This is a genomic window from Achromobacter sp. F4_2707 (genome assembly GCF_047501535.1).
In the GTDB taxonomy this organism is placed as follows: domain Bacteria; phylum Pseudomonadota; class Gammaproteobacteria; order Burkholderiales; family Burkholderiaceae_B; genus Yanghanlia.
In genome coordinates, this window is the sequence record NZ_JAZDRJ010000006.1 from 40,997 (window position 1) to 58,540 (window position 17,544).

Consider the following 17,544-nt stretch of genomic DNA (forward strand, 5'->3'; position numbering starts at 1 on the left):
AACGGTCAGCTAAGCGAGTCATGAAGCAATGTCACGTAAGAAATTAGTCTTTGGCGCAGCGGCAATCGTTTTATTGGGTTCCGCCGCAGCCCTTTACACGGCGATGAAACAATCGGGGCCTGTGTTTATCGACCCCGACGATCAGACCCTGGTGATGCAGGGCAGAGTGATATACGCAAACAATTGCGCGTCCTGCCATGGCGCTGAGCTGCAAGGTCAACCGGACTGGCGCCAACGGTTGGCGAATGGTCGGTTGCCCGCGCCGCCGCACGATAAGACCGGCCACACGTGGCATCACCCCGATGCAATGCTAATCGACATGGTGAAAAATAGCCTGGTTCCGGGGCGCACAGCGCCACGGGGCTACGAGACCGATATGCCAGCCTATCGCGATATCCTGACTGATGAGGAAATTATCGCGGTGCTGGCGTATATAAAGAGCAGCTGGCCGCCCAAGGTGCTGGAGGCGCAAAAAGAAGTGACTGTGCGAACCCAGGGCTGATGGAGTCCAAGAGGATATTTACGAGTGGTCGGATCCGACCACTTATCAGGAGTGAATTATGAAAATGTTGGTTGTCGCGGCTACTCTGATGGCCGCCTCTTCATTGGCCCATGCCGCCGATACCGCTATTACGGTGTATCAGGATCCATACTGTGGATGCTGTTCCGGGTGGGTGGATCATATGCGGGAGTCTGGTTTTGAGGTTAAAGCGATCAAGACGACTGATATGACGTCGATCAAACAGAAGCTGGGTGTACCCGCGAAGCTGGGATCCTGCCATACAGGCGTGGTCGAGAGTACGGGGCAAATCATTGAGGGACACGTGCCGGCCAATGCGGTTAACAAGCTCCTGGCAGACGCTTCGGTGAAGGGCGTGGCGGCCCCTGGCATGCCAGTGAATTCCCCCGGGATGGGCAAGTTAAATGGAAAGCTGGTGACGGTCGATTTCGAAGGGAAGGCCTTTTCAAAAGACTAGCCGTAGTACCGAGTCGTGATATTCCTATCATGTCTCGGTACGTGCATCATGTGGATAGCCTTTCCTCGCCCCAACCCGCGCAGGCATGTGACGCGGTTATCACGACATTTTGTGATGAGCCTCTCGGGAGGCGCGGGTAGATTCTTACCTGTTCTTTAAGGTAACTTCAAAGCGTGGCTAGTGACAGCATGATCGAAGATCCCCAACATCTGAGACAGACTCGATTCTTCGGCAGTCGACAACGGCCCAAAGTCGCGCATACGCGCGACACCGTCAGCGATCTCCCGAATGCGGGCCGGGTTGTCACGGGCCAGCAGCTGGGGCAGGGACGCAATTGCGGCCTTTTCGTCAAGCCGCATAATATTGGCTTGGCGGCGCACTGTGTCGCGGAAAGACGCCATGTCAAAGCCACGGTGGCAGTCGGGCTGGTGTAGTTCGAGCAGTAAGTTCGCACGCCGCTCATCAATAGAACTACAAAAGCGGTGAATATAAATCAGGGCTCGGATTCCTGCCTCGAGCGCGCCTCCTTCGGCAATCTCGGTACGGAGCTCTGTAATCTTCTGCTGGATCAAGGCATCATGATCAGGTGCAGTGCAAGGCCCCGCGTGGGCTGGCTCGTCGCTGCCTGTCTGTCCAGTGATAATGCGCATCCAGGGCGAGTCGTAGATCCATTCAAAAGCTCGTTCATAAGCCGAGTCGCGCGCATCTCGCCAGTGGTCGAGCGCCTGCGTAATGGCTTGCGAGCCAATTTCCTGCATCTGCAGAAAAGGATTGTCGTCGTCAATCGCTACACGCTGTTTGCGAACTTTAGTTGCAGTATCGGCGATGTGTGATGACAACGGGTTTTGATCGGACCACCATTCGTAAGAGAGCCTCAACGGATGCATGGCCTGTAACCACTGCGCCGCCTGCGGTGTGAACGTATGACGTACCCATGGCTGCAGAAACTGGCGGTACAGTCCTAAATTAATCTTCGAGAGCTGCGCCACAGCGTTGAAGCGACGGTCGCTCTCTGGATCCGGCTGGACAATGTCGCGCACGCGGGCCACGTCGGCAGGCTCGATCGAAAGCTCAAAATTATCGAGCGGGACCGCGCCATCTTTTTGCGCTGGCTCTGCAATCGTTGCGCGATATATGCCCGCGGGTAAAACGTCGATCAGGTCGATATTAGTAGTGAATTTATGATGTTCTTTGCGGCTGACTGCTCCAGACACAAAGATGCCCAGATGGCCGACGCTATCGTGAGTGGCATAGATAATGGTTTGGTCGTGCGTTAGTACGTCTTCATCGTCGCCGTATAAGTCAGTAATCCAACCTAAGGCCTGTGGCGGCGGTGTGATGTTGTCGCCGTAGGAGCAGAAGACTACGATCGGCGAGCGGATGTTGCGTAGATCGATGCGTGAGCCATCCGAGGTGCGCAGCTCGGCGCTCGAGAGGCGGTTGCCAATGAATAAATTATCAACGATGTACTGCATCTCCACATCGTTGAGGTAGACGTACCCGCCCCAGTATTTTTCAAAGTCCAGGTAACGGGGCGCCTCTGTGTCGATGTTTGCATACAGATGGTGTTGCTTGTTCCAGAGCGTATTGGCTGGGTTCAGGTTTTCGAAGTTTTGCACCAACCACGCGCCGTCGAAACGGCCGGCACCCATGTCGCTCGTCATTGCAGTTAACCAGCTGCCACCAAGCAGCCCGGCGGTGTAGCGCATGGGATCGCGACCGCGCCATCCGGCCCAATAAGAAAGCGGTGCACCGGCGACAATAATCGGGCCAAACAGTTCCGGTCGAATGGCTGCAGTCATCAGAATTTGCCAGCCGGCCTGGCAGTTGCCAATGACGGCTGGCTTACCTTCAGGGCACGGATGCAGTTCAATCACTTTTTCGAGGAAAGCCGCTTCCGCGTGCATCACGTCTTCGATCGTTTGCCCCTCTATGGGGTCGGGCAGAAAACCAATGAAATAGCAGGGGTGGCCAGCATCGATAACCACGCCGATCTCGCTGTCGACTTTGAAGCCGCCAATGCCTGGGCCGTGGCCAGCGCGAGGATCGATCACCACGAAAGGTCGTTTCATATGATCCGCAGGCTTGTCGTGCGGCGGCTCTATCCGTACCAGCCAATAGTTCACTGGTCGAGGCAGGTCTTTACCGGATATCACTACTTCGGAAGGGAAATTCAGAACATTCGGAACACGCTCGGCGAGGTGCGTTTCATATTGATTGCCGCGCTGGCGCATGACGTCTGCATAGAGGATACTGCGTTGCCAGGCGTCAACCGCATACTCCGCCAAGTGTGGCAGTTTGGGTGTATCGGCTTCTGGGCTCGCCTCGTAGCGGCCTTTCCCCTGTGAACTGTTCGGTGTTTCCGCCTTCATGTTGGTTCCCTCCCGTGCGCCGGCGTCGTTGTCATCAGAACGCCAAGATTATGGGGTTGTAGTGGCCGCCGCCGGCATTCTGTCCATCATCATTTGCATCATGCCTTGCATCATGTCCATCCGTTTCAGCATCATCTCGTGATGTGCACCTGACGGCGCTGCGGATGGATCTTTTCCGGTTTGAGAGTGCATGCTTCCCATCATTCCCATACCCTGCATTCCTGCGGACGCCATGCCCATTAGCTTCATGCCTTCTTGCATCAAATCGTGGTGCTCGGACATGAGTGCGCGACGTTCGTCTGGCGTGGCTTTTTGAAGATTCTCATGAAAGGTGTTCATGGCCTTCATATGGGTATCCATCTTTTGCTTCAGAAGCGCCGGGTCTGCCGCTAATGATTTATCCGAAATTGACGTTTCGTTGTTGCCGGTCCCTCCGGGGTGGTGTGCGTTATGCTCGTCTGTCGTCTGAGCGAACGACAGGGCGCTAGCCGAACTCAGAATAATGGTGGAGGCGATTAAACGGATCTTTCTCATGGTGATGCTCCTTACTTGCAAGTGACCACGATCATGGTCATTGCTTTCACTATACTGAGCGGGGGCTGTCGAAATGATGTCGCGGACATTACAAAACAGTAATGTCCGCGGGATTCAAGCGTCGGTCAGATCAGGAGCAGCTGCGCCGGCTTGGCTACACTGAATTGCGCAGTCTCAGTGCGTTGAATACTACGGATGCCGAGCTTAAGCTCATGGCCAGCGCGGCGAACATGGGCGAGAGCAAGAGCCCCATAAAGGGGTACAAGACGCCGGCCGCCAACGGCACGCCCAGCGCGTTGTAAATGAAAGCGAAGCCAAGGTTCTGCTTCATATTGGCTACCGTCTTCCTGGATAAATGTTGTGCGGTGGATATGCTGCGCAAGTCCCCCTTAACCAGCGTCACCTGTGCGCTGTTCATGGCCACGTCGGTGCCGGTTCCCATGGCAATGCCGACATCTGCTTTGGCCAATGCCGGCGCGTCATTGATGCCGTCACCGGCCATCGCAACGACCCGGCCTTCAGCTTGCAATCTGCTCACTAAATCGAGCTTATCGGCGGGCTTCACTTCGCCATACACTTCGTCAATGTTCAGGATTTCGGCAACAGCTTTGGCTGTCGTTAAGCCGTCACCGGTCGCCATGATGACGCGTATTCCCGCCTCCTTGAGGGCCTGCATGGCTTCCGGTGTGCTCGCCTTTATAGGGTCGGAAACGGCTAATAGTCCGGCCACTTGACCGTCGACAGCCAGATACATCACGCTGGCGCCCCTGGCCCGGAACGATTCGGCCGTTTCGGTCAAGGTTGTGACCTCCACACCGTCTTGTTGCATTAGGGCTGTATTACCCAGTGCCAGCCGCTTCCCGTCAACTTCGCCGCGGACGCCTATACCGCTGCCCGATTCAAAGTTATTCACTGGGCTCAGGCTCAGACCTTGTTCCCGAGCCGCGTCGACGATGGCGTCAGCCAGGGGATGCTCGCTGCCTTGATCGAGGCTGGCAGCAAGGCGCAAGACTTCGTCCACTTCCATTACACCGGCCGAAACGGCTTTATCGAACGCCGGGCGACCCTCCGTCAATGTGCCGGTTTTGTCGACGATAAGGGTATCTACCTTCCGCAAGTTTTCGATTGCGGCCGCATCGCGGAACAAAATACCTTGCGTGGCGCCCCGGCCGGTTGCGACCATCACTGACATGGGCGTGGCCAGCCCGAGCGCACAGGGGCATGCAATGATCAATACCGCTACGGCATTGATCAAGCCGTACACCCAACTCGGCTGGGGCCCGAAGATGCCCCATACGAATACAGTGATGATGGCGATCGCAACGACCGCCATGACGAAGTAGCCTGCTACAAGGTCGGCCATTCTCTGCATTGGTGCGCGTGAGCGCTGCGCCTGTGCGACAAGCTGAACGATTTGCGAAAGCACGGTTGCAGAGCCGACTTTTTCGGCGCGTATCACCAAAGCGCCCGATGTGTTCATGGTTGCGCCAATAACCTTGTCGCCCACCCGTTTACTGACGGGTAAAGGTTCGCCAGTTAGCATCGACTCGTCCAGGGAACTGGAACCGTCTTCCACCACGCCGTCTACCGGGACTTTTTCTCCAGGGCGCACGCGCAGACGGTCGCCTTCATGAACATGGGTCAGAGGCACGTCTTCTTCGGTTCCGTCGGCGTTGATTCGGCGGGCCGTTTTAGGCGCTAAACTGAGTAAAGACTTGATCGCGGCCGAGGTCTGTGAGCGCGCGCGAAGCTCTAGAACTTGCCCGAGCAGTGTGAGGGAAATGATGACGACGGCGGCTTCAAAGTAGACGTCAACGCGTCCCATCGACATAAAGGTCTCCGGGAAAATTCCGGGGGCCACGGTCGCCAGCGTGCTATATACAAATGCCGCTCCTGTGCCTAGACCGATCAAGGTCCACATATTGGGGCTGCGGTTGACGACCGATTGCCATCCTCTGACGAAGAAGGGCAGGCCCGCCCACAGGACTACGGGAACGGACAGTACGAGCTCGACCCAAGTCTGTGTGGTTATGTCGAACCAACCGAGTTGCGGGCCGAACATTGCAAGGATTGTGACGACGACTGTGAAGGGCAGTGTCCACCAGAAGCGCCGCGAGAAATCTACCAGTTCGGGGTTATCGTCATCCAGGGTCGGCATCAAAGGTTCGAGCGCCATGCCGCACTTTGGACAGCTTCCCGGGTGATCCTGTTGAATCTCGGGATGCATTGGGCACGTGTATATCGTGCCCGGGGCGTCTTCGGTAAGGGCTGATTCGCTGTCGCTCTTTGAGCCCAGGTATTTATCGGGCCCGGCACTGAACTTTTGAAGACAGTTTTCGCTGCAGAAATAAAACGTTCTGTCGGCGTGCTGCCATTGATGCTCAGTGTTTTTGGTGACATGCATCCCACATACTGGGTCGGTGAGTGCAGCCTCGGCGCCTGGATGATTCCGTTGATCATTCTTATGATGACCATCACGCTGTTTCTGTGTCATGGCTCTGTTCGTCAATCCTTTAGAGAACGTCAGTTAGGGCGCGCCACAGCAAGTAAACGACCGTAGCGTCGGCGCCCGACTGTTGTCAATCATGCCACGTCTACGTGCCAATTTACATTTCGCGCGCATTACATTTTTGTCATCTAAATCGGTACAGAGTCAGACCTCACGGGGCGATCTACTTGGCGTTCGGCGATTGGTGGGGAAAAAAAGATCCAGCAGTTCGGATCGCCTGCGGGCGATAAAGGCGCTCGCCGCGCGGCTGGTATCCACAATCCTTCTATGTGGCAAGGGCAGCCATTGCCCTGAGTGCGCCGCCTAAAACGCCGACAGTATCACTCCACTCCTTCATCCAAGGGGTTCGCTTCGCCGGGTACTCACCCGGTCCCTCCGGTTCTCTTCGTTCTCCTTCAGGCTGCGGCTTGCGTGCCAGCCCGTTTCCTATCGTCCTTCCTTGATCCAGCGCGGCAAGGCGACGAACTCACGGCAACGGTGGCACTCCGGGCCAGACGTAGGACTGCGGTCACCGCAAAACCTACAAAAGGCTCGGAATCTTCGGCCCCGGTAGCCGGTTAACCCCGAAAGGAGAAAACAACCATGGAACACCAAACCGCCGCGCTGAGCTATGACAACATGAACGCTACCCCTGCACTCTACGTGCGGGGCCCTAGCGGTCGCTATAAGCTGGCCAGCGATGACATGATTCTTGCAGCGGGCCGCATGGCTGCAGAAAGTCTGTTGCCGCAGTCACAGCCAGTGGACAACCCTCAGAAAGTACGCAAATTTTTCCAGTCTAAGCTGGCCGGCTTGGGGCATGAGTGCGCGGCTTTCCTGTATCTGGATAGCAAGTTCAAGCCTATCCGCTACATGGAGCAGGGCCTGGGTACGATCAATCAGGCGAGCGTGTATCCGCGTGAGATCGTGAAAACGGCATTGAGGCTGAATGCTGCCGCGTTGATCATGGCGCATAACCATCCGTCCGGTTCGTCCGAGCCGAGCATGGCCGACCTCAATCTGACCCAGCATCTCAGGAAAGCGCTGGCCTTGATTGATGTGCGGTTTCTTGACCATGTCATCGTGACCGCGTCAGAAACGATCTCGCTCGCCGAACGTGGGGAGATGTGAGAGCCAGAAAATCGGGCAGGGCGTTCCGCCCTGCCTTTTATAGGCACGAATGCAATTGACCAGGCAGGTCCACGGTTGGCCAACACCGTCGGCAAATTTGCTTTGTAGTATCCCCCTAGGGGGATAAAATTGCCGCATGAAAGCAGAGGGCAAGCACTCTACTCATCCCGATATCGTGAAGCGTCTGAAACGTGCCGATGGGCATCTTCGGCACGTCATCGGGATGATCGAAGGTGGCGACTCGTGTCTCGACATCGCCCGTCAGCTCGCGGCGGTAGAAAGCGCTGTCACGGCGGCAAAGCGCGTTCTCATTCACGATCATATCGATCACTGCATTGCCCATGACAACGACTCCGTGCTGGCCGAAATGAAGGCGCTGACGAAACTGCTTTGAGGCCATCCGATGCTCTCTGTCCTGAAGAACAGCACGTACCGCCACCTGTTCGCGGCTCAAGTGATCGCCCTTATTGGCACCGGACTGATGACGGTGGCGTTGGGCCTGCTTGCCTACGACCTTGCCGGTGCAGATGCTGGCGTGGTTCTCGGCACTGCGCTCGCCATCAAGATGCTCGCCTATGTTGGAGTTGCTCCGGTGGCGCAAGCGTTCGCAGATCGGCTGCCGCGGCGATCTTTGCTTGTTGCTCTAGATCTGATACGAGCGGCTATTGCGCTGAGCCTGCCCTTTGTCAGCGAAATCTGGCAAATTTATGTGTTGATCTTCGTTTTGCAGGCGGCATCGGCAGGCTTCACGCCGACCTTTCAAGCCACCATCCCGGACATCCTCCCCGATGAAGACGAATACACGAAGGCACTGTCTCTTTCGCGGCTGGCCTACGATCTAGAAAGCTTGGTGTCCCCTATGCTGGCCGCCGCGCTGCTCACGGTCATCAGTTTTCACAACCTGTTTGCCGGAACGGTTCTCGGCTTCCTTATTTCCGCGGCGCTCGTGGTAAGCGTGAGGCTGCCCTCAACCGTTCCAGGCCCGCGTCGTGGTATCTGGGAGCGCATCACGCGCGGTACGCGGATTTATCTTGCCACGCCCCGCCTTCGGGGCCTGTTGGCGATCAGCCTCGCAGTGGCAGCTGCTGGGTCAATGGTGATTGTCAATACGGTGGTCATCGTGAAGGCTCGCTTCGGTCTGGGTGAATCCGAGGTCGCGTGGGCGCTGGCTTCTTTCGGAGGCGGCTCGATGATTGCAGCCTTCGCACTGCCTCGTTTGCTTGGCAAGCTTGCCGATCGACCCGTGATGATTGCGGGCGCGGCGATGCTGGTGCTGGGAACAGCAGCTGGTGCGATGATTTCCAGCTATGTTGGTCTACTGGTGATCTGGGTCGTTGTCGGCTTTGGCTACAGCATGGCGCAAACACCTTCCGGTCGATTGTTGCGTCGCTCAGCACATCCCGAGGATCGCCCTGCGGTCTTTGCCGCGCAGTTCGCGCTATCTCATCTATGTTGGCTCATTGCCTATCCTTTGGTCGGCCGTTTTGGCGCTGCCTTTGGACTGCAGTCAACCTTCGTCATCATGTCGCTCATCGGTCTCGCCGGAGTGGGGCTGGCATTGCGGCTCTGGCCCGCTAGTGATTCTTCTGACATCCCTCACGATCACCCGGATCTGCCACCAGATCATCCTCATTTGCGCGAATACACAAACCAAGGTGTGCATCGCCACCCCCAAATCTTTGACGATCTGCACCGGGACTGGACGCGCGTTTAAGTGCGGTCCGCCGCTCATACCCCTGACACAGAAAGACAAGCCACAGCAGCGCCGAATCTAACCGCGCCTTAGTTTCCTGACTGGGCGGGTGGGCCCTATTTCAACGATAGTCCACACGCGTGTCCCTCCGCCTGTCGGCTGCGGGCCGGGCTGTCGTGCTTCGCAACAAGCCGCCTGCGGCGTCTTGCCCCTTCGGGCTTCCATCCCTCACGTCTTCGCGCCTGCCGGCGCTGCGCGCTTCGCTTGCTCTGGGCCGGTGGCCCAGGTGAGAGCCGCGCCGTGCGCGGCTGGGGCGCTCGCCGCGCGGCTGCCGTTCGGGGTCATCGCTCGGGCGGGCCGCTGTTCCGTCTTCCGTGAGTTCCGTCGCCAAAACCGCCGACGGTATCACTGCGCTTCTCCCTACAAGGGGTTCGCTTCGCCGGGTACTCACCCGATCCCTCCGCTTCGCTTCGGGCTGCGGCTTCCGTTCCCGCCTCTTTCCGGTCGGCGCTACATGATCCAGATCGGCACGGCGACGGAACTCACGGAAGACGGCGGCAAGACCGGAGAGCCTGCATAAACCCCACACGGCGGATTTACGTTTCGGCTCAAGAATCTTCGGATCCGGTCAGCTGAAAACCCAAAACCTCATTTGGAGATCAGATCATGAACACCTATGAAGCGAAGCAAGCAGCACGGAAAGCAGGGTATCAGGCCAAGGCCGCACAGGCCGAACGACAGGCAGACGCGGCACACGCCCAGGCGCACGACATGGCACAGGCCATTCCCTTTGGTCAACCAATTCTGGTGGGCCATCACTCCGAACGTGGCGACCGCCGCTATCGGGAGCGCATCCAGCAGGGCTATGAAAAATCCTTTGAGTTGCAGAAGAAGGCCGAACACTATGCAGACAAGGCCGCAGCAGTAGGCAAGGGCGGCATCTCCAGCGATGACCCGCAGGCCATCGAAAAACTGAAGGCCAAGCTGGCATCGTTGCAGGCATGGCAGGACACCATGAAGAAACTGAATGGGATTCTTCGCCGCCACGCCAAGGCCGAGCCGGAAACCTGCATCAGCGCCCTCGTAGCCAGCGGCCTGGTGGACGATACTCGCGCCCGCGAACTGGTCAAGCCCGATTTTATGGGTCGTATCGGTTTTGCACCGTACCAACTGCAGAACAACAACGCCAATATTCGCCGCATTGCCCAACGCATCAAAGACCTGGAGAAAGTGGCTGACCGGCCCGAGTTTGAACGCAGCGGCCCCGGCTACACCTACCGCGAGGATCCGCAGGAAAACCGCGCCATGTTCCTGTTTGACGGCAAACCGGCGAAGGAAACTCGCGACTTGCTCAAGCGCCACGGTTTTCGCTGGAGTCCGACACGCAGCGCCTGGGTTCGACAACTGACGGCCAATGCCCAATGGTCCGCAATGGATTTCATGCGTGCCCTGGAACTCGCCCAGCGGCAGCAATAAGTCTTCCCCACCTGGGCGAAAGGTCGTCCAGGTTTTTACCCTGACTGACACAAAGGAGAAGTCACCATGGCATCATTGAACCGCGCCACTCTGATCGGCAACCTTGGCAAAGACCCCGAAGTCCGCTACACCGCAGACGGTGCAGCCGTGTGCTCAGTGTCGATTGCCACGACCAACCAATGGAAGGACAAGGCCACAGGTGAGCGCCGCGAAGAAACTGAGTGGCACCGTGTCGTTTTTTATGGCCGATTGGCTCAAATTGCCGGTGAATACTTGCGCAAAGGCCGCACCGTATTTGTGGAAGGCCGCCTGAAAACCCGCAAATGGCAGGACGCCGACACCGTCACAGATCGCTACACCACGGAAATCATTGCAGACCAAATGCAGATGTTGGGCGCCAGGGAAACGGCCCAGGCTGACACCGCCCAGCCTGGGCCGGCAGCCCGCTCGAAAGGCCGCAACAGCAAGGCGAAGGCACCTGCTGCAGCACCTGAAGAAGTCGAACCATCAGATATTCCGTTTTGATCGACAGCCCGCCGAAGGCCGGGTAACGCCGGCCTGGCAAAAAACCGCGACTGGGCCGGCTTTGCCGGGTCTTGTCGCGTGTGGTTCCGTCATGTCCGCGCTGGCCTGCGCAAATCATTAAATCAGGCTGGACTGTCGCGGCGGTTCCAGCGGGATGGCATCGAATGCCGCAGCGGGCGTCAGAGTAAATAGCGCCTGCGCGTCGTCCTGGCTGCCGTTCAGCCATTGATCGACATCGGCCAGCTCAATCGGAATCACCGAGCGCTTATCCTGCGCGCCGGCAGGTTTGGAGGGATCCGGCTTGTGCATTCTGTTCATCAGGGGGTGAGTGTCCGCGTTCAGCGTGAGCATGGTGTAGCTTTCCACCACTTCGCCGGTATCTCGACCGACCCAGGTATTCCACAGACCGGCCAGCCCCCAGGGCGCACCATCGGCGCGCCGGAACCGCCACCACACATTGCTGCCGCTTTCCCAACAGGGCTCATCGAAAGATTCCGCCGGAATGATGCAGCGCTGCCCCCGCGCCCACGCCTGCCGGAAGGTGGGCTTGTTAGCCAGTTCTTCCGCACGTGCGTTGTTGGTGGAATAGGGCAGTTTGGCACCCTTGGCGAATGGTGGAATCAGCGCCCACTGGCCCGCAGCAAGTTCCCGCCCCTGGTCGCCCGCACGAATAAACGGCCCCATGCCCCGGGGATGGACCAGTGGCCCCCAGAGCCTTGGCGGGTTCTGGCCTCCTACATGCCAGTAGCGTTCAAGAGCCGCCTGATCGGGTGTTACGTAGCGATTGCACATAGAGAAATTCCCGCGTGTTTGCTGCGGGTGTGCAATGTCGGGATTGCTGTTCTCTGCAGGTGGTTTACTGTTGGGGAGCATGTCAGAGCAGCTTTTGCTGCTAGTGCCGTGCAGTTCCCAGGCTGCGCCTGGGACCCTGTCCGGTGACGATGCCAGCCCGGTTTCCGTTCTGGCTGGGACTTCCGTCCCCAAGTTCGCCTTCGCTCATTTGTGGCCTTAAAAGTCCCACACATGACGCACCCCTGGCGGAGTGGGAAAAGGGCTTATGGATCAATCGTTTGCGGGCAAGCGGCCACTTTCGCCGCCGTAAGGCAGACAGAGCAACAAACCGGCGTAAGACTTTGATTTGGCTGGCAGGATTGCGACCACGTCTGTGGCCTCTTGGCGCGTAGACAGCGTAGTGCCCCTACGGCCACAACACCATGACTACAGACCGGCAGCCTTCAATCTGTACTTTGACCGCATGAAGACTGCAAGGACACTACACGTTGACTGCATAGAGGCTGCTATGGATTTACAGGGCCGCAGCAATAGACCTACCAGGGGGCTACGTCAGAGAAACCCTCACCTCGGTGAGGCGGCAGATTGTCTGTATTTTCGCTCAACGAAGGATCAGCACAGGGACTTTGCTTTGCCGCAAAATGGCCGTGGTAGTGCTACCCACAACCAAGTGCCGGATCCTCGAATGTCCGTAGGCACCCATGACCATCATATTGATGCTCTGCTGCTGCGCATAGTTAGCCAACGCATTGGCAGGCTCTCCGTCAAGCTGGTGAGATGTCACTTGGAACCCCGCCCCATCCAATCTCTCAGAGGCCCAGCGCAGCGCTTCCACGGCATTGCCTACCGTCACGACATGGCACTCCAAGCCGCGCAACAGCGGGCTGTCTGCCACCATCTCGACTGTTTTGCGGCCTGTCGCGCTCCCGTCAAAGGCAATCATGAAGCGCTGGGGCTCAGCGAATTTTGAATTGGCTACCAGGATCGGGCGGTGCAGCGTGCGCACTGCACTCTCCAGGTTGTGATCCAATAAAAAGCGCTTGGGCTTCGCCTCATGATCGTGCTGACCGAGTACATACAGACGAGTGTCTGTCTCGATCTCGACCAGCGTTTCGATGAGTTCTCCATGACGCTGGCGTGCGCTGACCTGTTGTGTACCGGCTGCTATGGCCCGCTGCTTGGCGCCTTCCAGCAGTTGCCGGCCATGTTCCCGCGCAATGATGCTGCGACGCTCATCCAGATCGGACAATTCCTGCAGAAGGGACTCTTGGGCGCCTAACCCGATACTGCCGCTGGCATCGACCTTCGCATCGTCCTGACGAACTAGCACATGAAGGAATTCAAGCGGAGTACCCAGCCTCTTTGCCGCCCAGGTCGCATAGTCGCAGACGCTCTCGGTGTAGCTCGCGCCGTCAATACAAGCAATCACGTTGTTCATGGTGTCTCCTTAGTGTGCGGTCAGGTCGTGGTCAGCGCCGGCTTTGTCATGAACGGCATATCGGTCGACCAGAGTTGCGCTGGCCTCGTTCATGCCGATGATGTCAACGGTGGTGGCGTCCCTCCGGAACTTCAAAACAATCTTGTCCAGCGCATTGATTGCGGTGATGTCCCAGAAATGCGCGCGGCTCACATCGATCGTGATGCGATCGACGGCTTCCTTGAAATCGAACGCCGATACGAACCTGTCTGCAGAGGCAAAGAAAACCTGACCAGACACCACGTAGTTGCGACATTTGCCCTCGTCCACGAGCTCGGACTTGACCTGAAACAGTCGGCTGACCTTGGTGGCGAAGAAGAGGGCGCTAAGCAGGACGCCCACGAAAACACCCTTGGCCAGATCATGCGTGGCAACGACCACGATGACGGTTGCCACCATGACGATGCTGGAGCTCTTGGGGTGAGCGCGCAGATTACGGATAGATTCCCAGCTGAAGGTGCCGATGGACACCATGATCATCACGGCCACCAGTGCAGCCATGGGGATTTGTTTTACCCACGGCCCAAGGAACACCACCATAATCAGCAGAATTACGCCGGCCGCCAGCGTGGAAAGCCTGCCGCGACCGCCGGATTTAACGTTGATGACCGACTGGCCGATCATGGCGCATCCCGCCATGCCGCCCAGCAGACCGGAGGCAATGTTAGCGACGCCTTGGCCGGCGCATTCCCGGTTCTTGTCGCTCGGCGTGTCAGTCAGGTCGTCCACGATGGTGGCGGTCATCATGGACTCGAGCAAACCGACGATTGCCAGGGTCAGCGAGTACGGGAAGATGATGGCTAGCGTTTCCCAGTTCAACGGCACCTGCGGCAGCAGGAAAACCGGCAGGCTGTCTGGCAGCTCACCCATATCTCCCACCGTACGGATATCCAGGTCCAGCATCATTGCGACTGCGGTGAGCAACACGATGCAGACGAGAGGAGAGGGAACAGATTTCGTGAGGTAGGGGAAAAGGTAGATGATGCCCAGGCCTGCGGCGGTCATGGCATACACCACCCAGGTGACATTGGTCAGCTCGGGAAGCTGGGCCATGAAGATAAGGATGGCCAGCGCATTGACGAAACCGGTGACGACCGAGCGCGATACGAAACGCATCAGGCCGCCCAGCTTAAGTACACCGGCCAGAATCTGGAACACGCCAGTCAAAAGGGTTGCAGCCAAGAGATACTGCAGGCCGTGCTCCTTGACCAGGGTGACCATCAGGAGCGCCATGGCACCGGTGGCAGCCGAGATCATGCCCGGGCGGCCGCCAGCAAAAGCGATGACAACTGCAATACAGAAGGAGGCATACAGACCCACTTTGGGATCTACGCCGGCGATGATGGAAAACGCAATGGCTTCAGGGATCAGCGCGAGCGCGACGACGATACCGGCGAGCAGGTCGCCACGGACATTGGAAAACCAGTCCTGGTGCAGGGATTTAGTTAGCATGGACACAAGAAAAAGCGTCGCTCTGCCGCAAGCGTGCAGCAGAGCCGACATAAGTCGGAAATATTGGGGAAGACGAAGGTCGAACCAGCAGCGCTTGGTGCTGGAACGCAAACGGAACTACCGACTTAGGGCGGACTCAGTCGTTGCCGAGCTGCCTTGTGAATGGCATGACCCGCTTGGCGGGCGATGTTTGCTTGAGAAAAAGGCACAGACAATCCCGCCCACGCAGGGGCGACATCTCGGACGGATGAGGAAAGACTGTTGTGCATAGCGGCATTATACCTTGAGGATAAAGGCGGTTTCTAATTGACCTGTACCAGGGTGCATTCCGGTTTTGCAGGCGCAGTTGGCAAGAATCCGCTTTTTAGGAGGATCTCCGTCAGGATGAACTCCATTGGCTGAGCGCATTCCATCAGGTCTTATGTGCAGATTCATGACGACCTATGGGCAAGCGCCACGTCACCACTACCCCGACCAACGCCAAGGTGGTGAGTGTGGTCAACAGGATCGTCGGCCCCAGTTCGCTGAGCAGCATCGCCATCATCAGGGGAGCAATGGCTTGGGCAAAAAGCATGGGGCGCGCCAGTAGGCCCATACGGGTGCCATATCCTTGAGGCCCGAAAAGGGCGAGTGGAAGCGTGCCGCGCACGATGGTAAGAAGGCCATTGCCTGCGCCATATAGAGCCGTTGCAACAAACGCCAGAGCAGGGTCCGCCGCAGCCAGGAGGGCGAGGCCGAGAAAGCAGAGCAACACGGCACCACGCGCGGACCATGTCGGATGAAGCGATCGCCAAAGGGAAAACTCCAACAGTCTGGCGACCACCTGTGATGGGCCGATCATCATGCCGACGGCCAATGCCACAGGCGCAGCAAAGCCGAGCTGGCCAAGGACATCGAGCAGATGCACGGAAAGGCTGGACATAACGGATGACTGCAATGTGAAAAGGATGGCGACTAGCACGAAAAGGCATCTGGCTTCCTTGATCACCTCGGCCGGCTGTTCAGCTTGTTTTGTGGGCTCGACTTCGCTATTGCGCTGCTGCTCGCGAGGGATCAACAGTAAATACAGCGGCAACCCTACCGTCAAATGCACACCAGCCAGCACCAAGCAGGTATCGCGCCAACCCAGTTCAGCCTCCAGGCCCGTGATGGCCGGCCAGGCCACCGTACTGGCAAAGCCGCCCATCAGCGTCACGCCTGTCATGGCGGTGCGAGAGTTATCCCCAAACAGCCGTCCCAGCGTGGAAAAGGCGGCGTCATACAAGCCGCTGGCCATGGCCGTTCCCAGGATGGTCCATGCGAGGAAGTAAACAAGCAGGCTCGGCGCCAAGCCCATCAGGGCCAGTCCTGCTGCCAGCAGTAGAGAGCTGGTGGCTAATACGGGACGGCCACCGAATTGATCGATTAGCCGGCCCGCGCGGGGCGCGCTGAAACCGGCCACCAGCAGCCCCCAGGAAAGACCTGCGACTACGCTACCAAGTGACCATCCGCTTTCACGTGCAATCGACGCGGCTAGTACAGCAGGCAAGTAAAACGTGCTGCCCCAGGCGAGTATCTGGGTGAGGCCGAGCACGCTGATCAAGCGAACAGGGGCGGGCGAGAGAGTAGGTAAAGGAATGCGCACAAAGCCTGCCTTGTTGTTAGGACCGGTCACGCCAGCTGTCACTGCCACTCTTCGTGATTTGATGAGCTAGTAGGGGCGCCAACGCTGCTTTTACCGCGACGGCAGCGCTCGATGATGCGTCGTTTGACGGACGATACTTGTTTGTATTCTATATTTCCACGATAATGAAAGTATGGAATCTAAAGACATCATCCGGGTGTTGTCGGCGCTTGCCCAGGAGTCTCGGCTGGCTGTTTACCGATTGCTGGTACAGGCCGGACCAGAAGGCCTTCCGGCTGGGCGCATTGCCAAACTCGCCCATATCCCTCCCTCATCGCTGTCCTTTCACCTGAAGGAGCTTTCCCATGCAGGGCTTGTGTCCTCGCGCCAGGAAAGCCGCTTCGTGATCTATAGCGCCAACTATCCCACCATGAACGCCGTGCTGGGATACCTCGCAGAGAACTGCTGCGACGGTATTTCGTGCGTACCAGCCTGCGATCCCACTGAGAGTCAGTCAGATGAACGACAAGATCTATAACGTCCTCGTGTTGTGCACGGGAAATTCCGCGCGAAGCATCATGGCCGAGGCGCTGATCAACACCATCGGCAAGGGACGGTTCCGTGCCTACAGCGCCGGTAGCCACCCTGCTGGTGCCGTGAACCCCTTTGCCATTGAGCAGGCCAGGCAGGCGGGATACCCCACTGATGGTCTGCGCAGCAAGAGCTGGGACGAGTTTGCCGGGCCCGATGCCCCGCACATGGACTTCGTCATTACCGTTTGCGATAACGCGGCAGGTGAAGTCTGCCCGGTATGGCCTGGCCACCCGATTACGGCTCACTGGGGATTTGAGGATCCGGCAAAGGCGGAGGGCACCGACGAGGAAAAACGTCACGCGTTTGCCAAGGTGTGCCGCCAGATTTCCACCCGCGTGCAGCTCTTTTGCGCCTTGCCTATCGACAAGCTCGATCACAACGCCATCAAGCGCGAAGTAAACGAAATCGGCCAGCTACCCAAAGACTAACG

At 57.9% G+C, this 17,544-nt stretch carries 16 protein-coding genes; 9 read left to right on the forward strand and 7 right to left on the reverse strand.

The features are described from left to right. Positions 1-28 precede the first annotated feature (28 nt). A complete protein-coding gene (locus tag VRY85_RS07340; protein ID WP_180150739.1) occupies positions 29-502 on the forward strand; it encodes a c-type cytochrome in 474 nt (157 codons plus the stop codon). A 58-nt stretch (positions 503-560) separates the two neighbouring features. Next, entirely contained in the window at positions 561-977 is a 417-nt protein-coding gene (locus tag VRY85_RS07345; protein ID WP_414597945.1) for a DUF411 domain-containing protein, read from the forward strand. Between the two features lie 155 nt (positions 978-1,132). Here VRY85_RS07345 and VRY85_RS07350 read toward each other — a convergent pair whose 3' ends face one another. From VRY85_RS07350 to VRY85_RS07360, 3 genes are all read right to left on the reverse strand, one after another. Further along, entirely contained in the window at positions 1,133-3,349 is a 2,217-nt protein-coding gene (locus VRY85_RS07350) for a DUF3141 domain-containing protein (protein WP_414597946.1), read from the reverse strand. A gap of 48 nt (positions 3,350-3,397) precedes the next feature. Continuing rightward, entirely contained in the window at positions 3,398-3,883 is a 486-nt protein-coding gene (locus VRY85_RS07355) for a hypothetical protein (RefSeq protein WP_414597947.1), read from the reverse strand. A gap of 154 nt (positions 3,884-4,037) precedes the next feature. Then, complete coding sequence (locus VRY85_RS07360) at positions 4,038-6,377, reverse strand: heavy metal translocating P-type ATPase (protein ID WP_414597948.1); 2,340 nt, start codon at positions 6,375-6,377, stop codon at positions 4,038-4,040. A 597-nt stretch (positions 6,378-6,974) separates the two neighbouring features. Between VRY85_RS07360 and VRY85_RS07365 the strand changes: the two genes are divergently transcribed. The 5 genes from VRY85_RS07365 to ssb all read left to right on the forward strand — a co-directional run bounded on the left by VRY85_RS07365 (position 6,975) and on the right by ssb (position 11,196). Further along, complete coding sequence (locus tag VRY85_RS07365) at positions 6,975-7,502, forward strand: JAB domain-containing protein (protein ID WP_347287406.1); 528 nt, start codon at positions 6,975-6,977, stop codon at positions 7,500-7,502. Between the two features lie 136 nt (positions 7,503-7,638). Then, positions 7,639-7,896, forward strand: a complete 258-nt coding sequence (locus VRY85_RS07370) for a metal-sensing transcriptional repressor (protein WP_132475008.1) — start codon at positions 7,639-7,641, stop codon at positions 7,894-7,896. Between the two features lie 9 nt (positions 7,897-7,905). Next, positions 7,906-9,216: an MFS transporter gene (locus VRY85_RS07375; protein WP_414597949.1), complete on the forward strand. Its 1,311-nt coding sequence runs from the start codon at positions 7,906-7,908 to the stop codon at positions 9,214-9,216. 645 nt (positions 9,217-9,861) lie between these two features. Continuing rightward, positions 9,862-10,671: a DUF3560 domain-containing protein gene (locus VRY85_RS07380; protein ID WP_414597950.1), complete on the forward strand. Its 810-nt coding sequence runs from the start codon at positions 9,862-9,864 to the stop codon at positions 10,669-10,671. Positions 10,672-10,737: 66 nt separating this feature from the next. Continuing rightward, on the forward strand, positions 10,738-11,196 hold the full coding sequence (gene ssb, locus VRY85_RS07385) for a single-stranded DNA-binding protein (RefSeq protein ID WP_414597951.1): 459 nt from the start codon (positions 10,738-10,740) through the stop codon (positions 11,194-11,196). A gap of 117 nt (positions 11,197-11,313) precedes the next feature. On the opposite strand, the gene VRY85_RS07390 is transcribed toward ssb, so the two are convergent. The 4 genes from VRY85_RS07390 to VRY85_RS07405 form a co-directional block, all read right to left on the reverse strand. Further along, positions 11,314-11,988: an SOS response-associated peptidase gene (locus VRY85_RS07390; RefSeq protein WP_414597952.1), complete on the reverse strand. Its 675-nt coding sequence runs from the start codon at positions 11,986-11,988 to the stop codon at positions 11,314-11,316. Positions 11,989-12,589: 601 nt separating this feature from the next. Then, positions 12,590-13,426 carry a universal stress protein gene (locus VRY85_RS07395; RefSeq protein WP_347287750.1) on the reverse strand — a complete coding sequence of 279 codons (837 nt, stop codon included), beginning with the start codon at positions 13,424-13,426 and terminating at the stop codon, positions 12,590-12,592. A 9-nt stretch (positions 13,427-13,435) separates the two neighbouring features. Beyond that, on the reverse strand, positions 13,436-14,917 hold the full coding sequence (locus VRY85_RS07400) for a SulP family inorganic anion transporter (RefSeq protein WP_347287807.1): 1,482 nt from the start codon (positions 14,915-14,917) through the stop codon (positions 13,436-13,438). A gap of 412 nt (positions 14,918-15,329) precedes the next feature. After that, the gene (locus tag VRY85_RS07405) at positions 15,330-16,583 is read right to left on the reverse strand and encodes an MFS transporter (RefSeq protein ID WP_414597953.1); all 1,254 of its coding nucleotides are present in this window, start codon (positions 16,581-16,583) and stop codon (positions 15,330-15,332) included. Positions 16,584-16,713: 130 nt separating this feature from the next. On the opposite strand from VRY85_RS07405, the gene VRY85_RS07410 reads away from it, so the two are divergent. Next, positions 16,714-17,058 carry a metalloregulator ArsR/SmtB family transcription factor gene (locus VRY85_RS07410; RefSeq protein ID WP_347286426.1) on the forward strand — a complete coding sequence of 115 codons (345 nt, stop codon included), beginning with the start codon at positions 16,714-16,716 and terminating at the stop codon, positions 17,056-17,058. Then, positions 17,039-17,542 (forward strand): arsenate reductase ArsC, encoded by a 504-nt coding sequence (locus VRY85_RS07415; protein ID WP_165277655.1) that lies wholly within the window; start codon positions 17,039-17,041, stop codon positions 17,540-17,542. Before VRY85_RS07410 ends, VRY85_RS07415 begins: the two co-directional genes overlap by 20 nt. Positions 17,543-17,544 lie beyond the last annotated feature (2 nt).

Excerpts from the sequence above, each read along its gene's own strand:
- VRY85_RS07380 (WP_414597950.1), top strand. The coding sequence starts at position 9,862 with ATGAACACCTATGAAGCGAAGCAAGCAGCACGGAAAGCAGGGTATCAG.
- VRY85_RS07360 (WP_414597948.1), bottom strand. The coding sequence starts at position 6,377 with ATGACACAGAAACAGCGTGATGGTCATCATAAGAATGATCAACGGAAT.
- VRY85_RS07340 (WP_180150739.1), top strand. The coding sequence starts at position 29 with ATGTCACGTAAGAAATTAGTCTTTGGCGCAGCGGCAATCGTTTTATTG.
- VRY85_RS07345 (WP_414597945.1), top strand. The coding sequence starts at position 561 with ATGAAAATGTTGGTTGTCGCGGCTACTCTGATGGCCGCCTCTTCATTG.
- VRY85_RS07370 (WP_132475008.1), top strand. The coding sequence starts at position 7,639 with ATGAAAGCAGAGGGCAAGCACTCTACTCATCCCGATATCGTGAAGCGT.
- VRY85_RS07410 (WP_347286426.1), top strand. The coding sequence starts at position 16,714 with ATGGAATCTAAAGACATCATCCGGGTGTTGTCGGCGCTTGCCCAGGAG.
- VRY85_RS07395 (WP_347287750.1), bottom strand. The coding sequence starts at position 13,426 with ATGAACAACGTGATTGCTTGTATTGACGGCGCGAGCTACACCGAGAGC.
- VRY85_RS07390 (WP_414597952.1), bottom strand. The coding sequence starts at position 11,988 with ATGTGCAATCGCTACGTAACACCCGATCAGGCGGCTCTTGAACGCTAC.
- VRY85_RS07365 (WP_347287406.1), top strand. The coding sequence starts at position 6,975 with ATGGAACACCAAACCGCCGCGCTGAGCTATGACAACATGAACGCTACC.
- ssb (WP_414597951.1), top strand. The coding sequence starts at position 10,738 with ATGGCATCATTGAACCGCGCCACTCTGATCGGCAACCTTGGCAAAGAC.
- VRY85_RS07350 (WP_414597946.1), bottom strand. The coding sequence starts at position 3,349 with ATGAAGGCGGAAACACCGAACAGTTCACAGGGGAAAGGCCGCTACGAG.
- VRY85_RS07375 (WP_414597949.1), top strand. The coding sequence starts at position 7,906 with ATGCTCTCTGTCCTGAAGAACAGCACGTACCGCCACCTGTTCGCGGCT.
- VRY85_RS07415 (WP_165277655.1), top strand. The coding sequence starts at position 17,039 with ATGAACGACAAGATCTATAACGTCCTCGTGTTGTGCACGGGAAATTCC.
- VRY85_RS07355 (WP_414597947.1), bottom strand. The coding sequence starts at position 3,883 with ATGAGAAAGATCCGTTTAATCGCCTCCACCATTATTCTGAGTTCGGCT.
- VRY85_RS07400 (WP_347287807.1), bottom strand. The coding sequence starts at position 14,917 with ATGCTAACTAAATCCCTGCACCAGGACTGGTTTTCCAATGTCCGTGGC.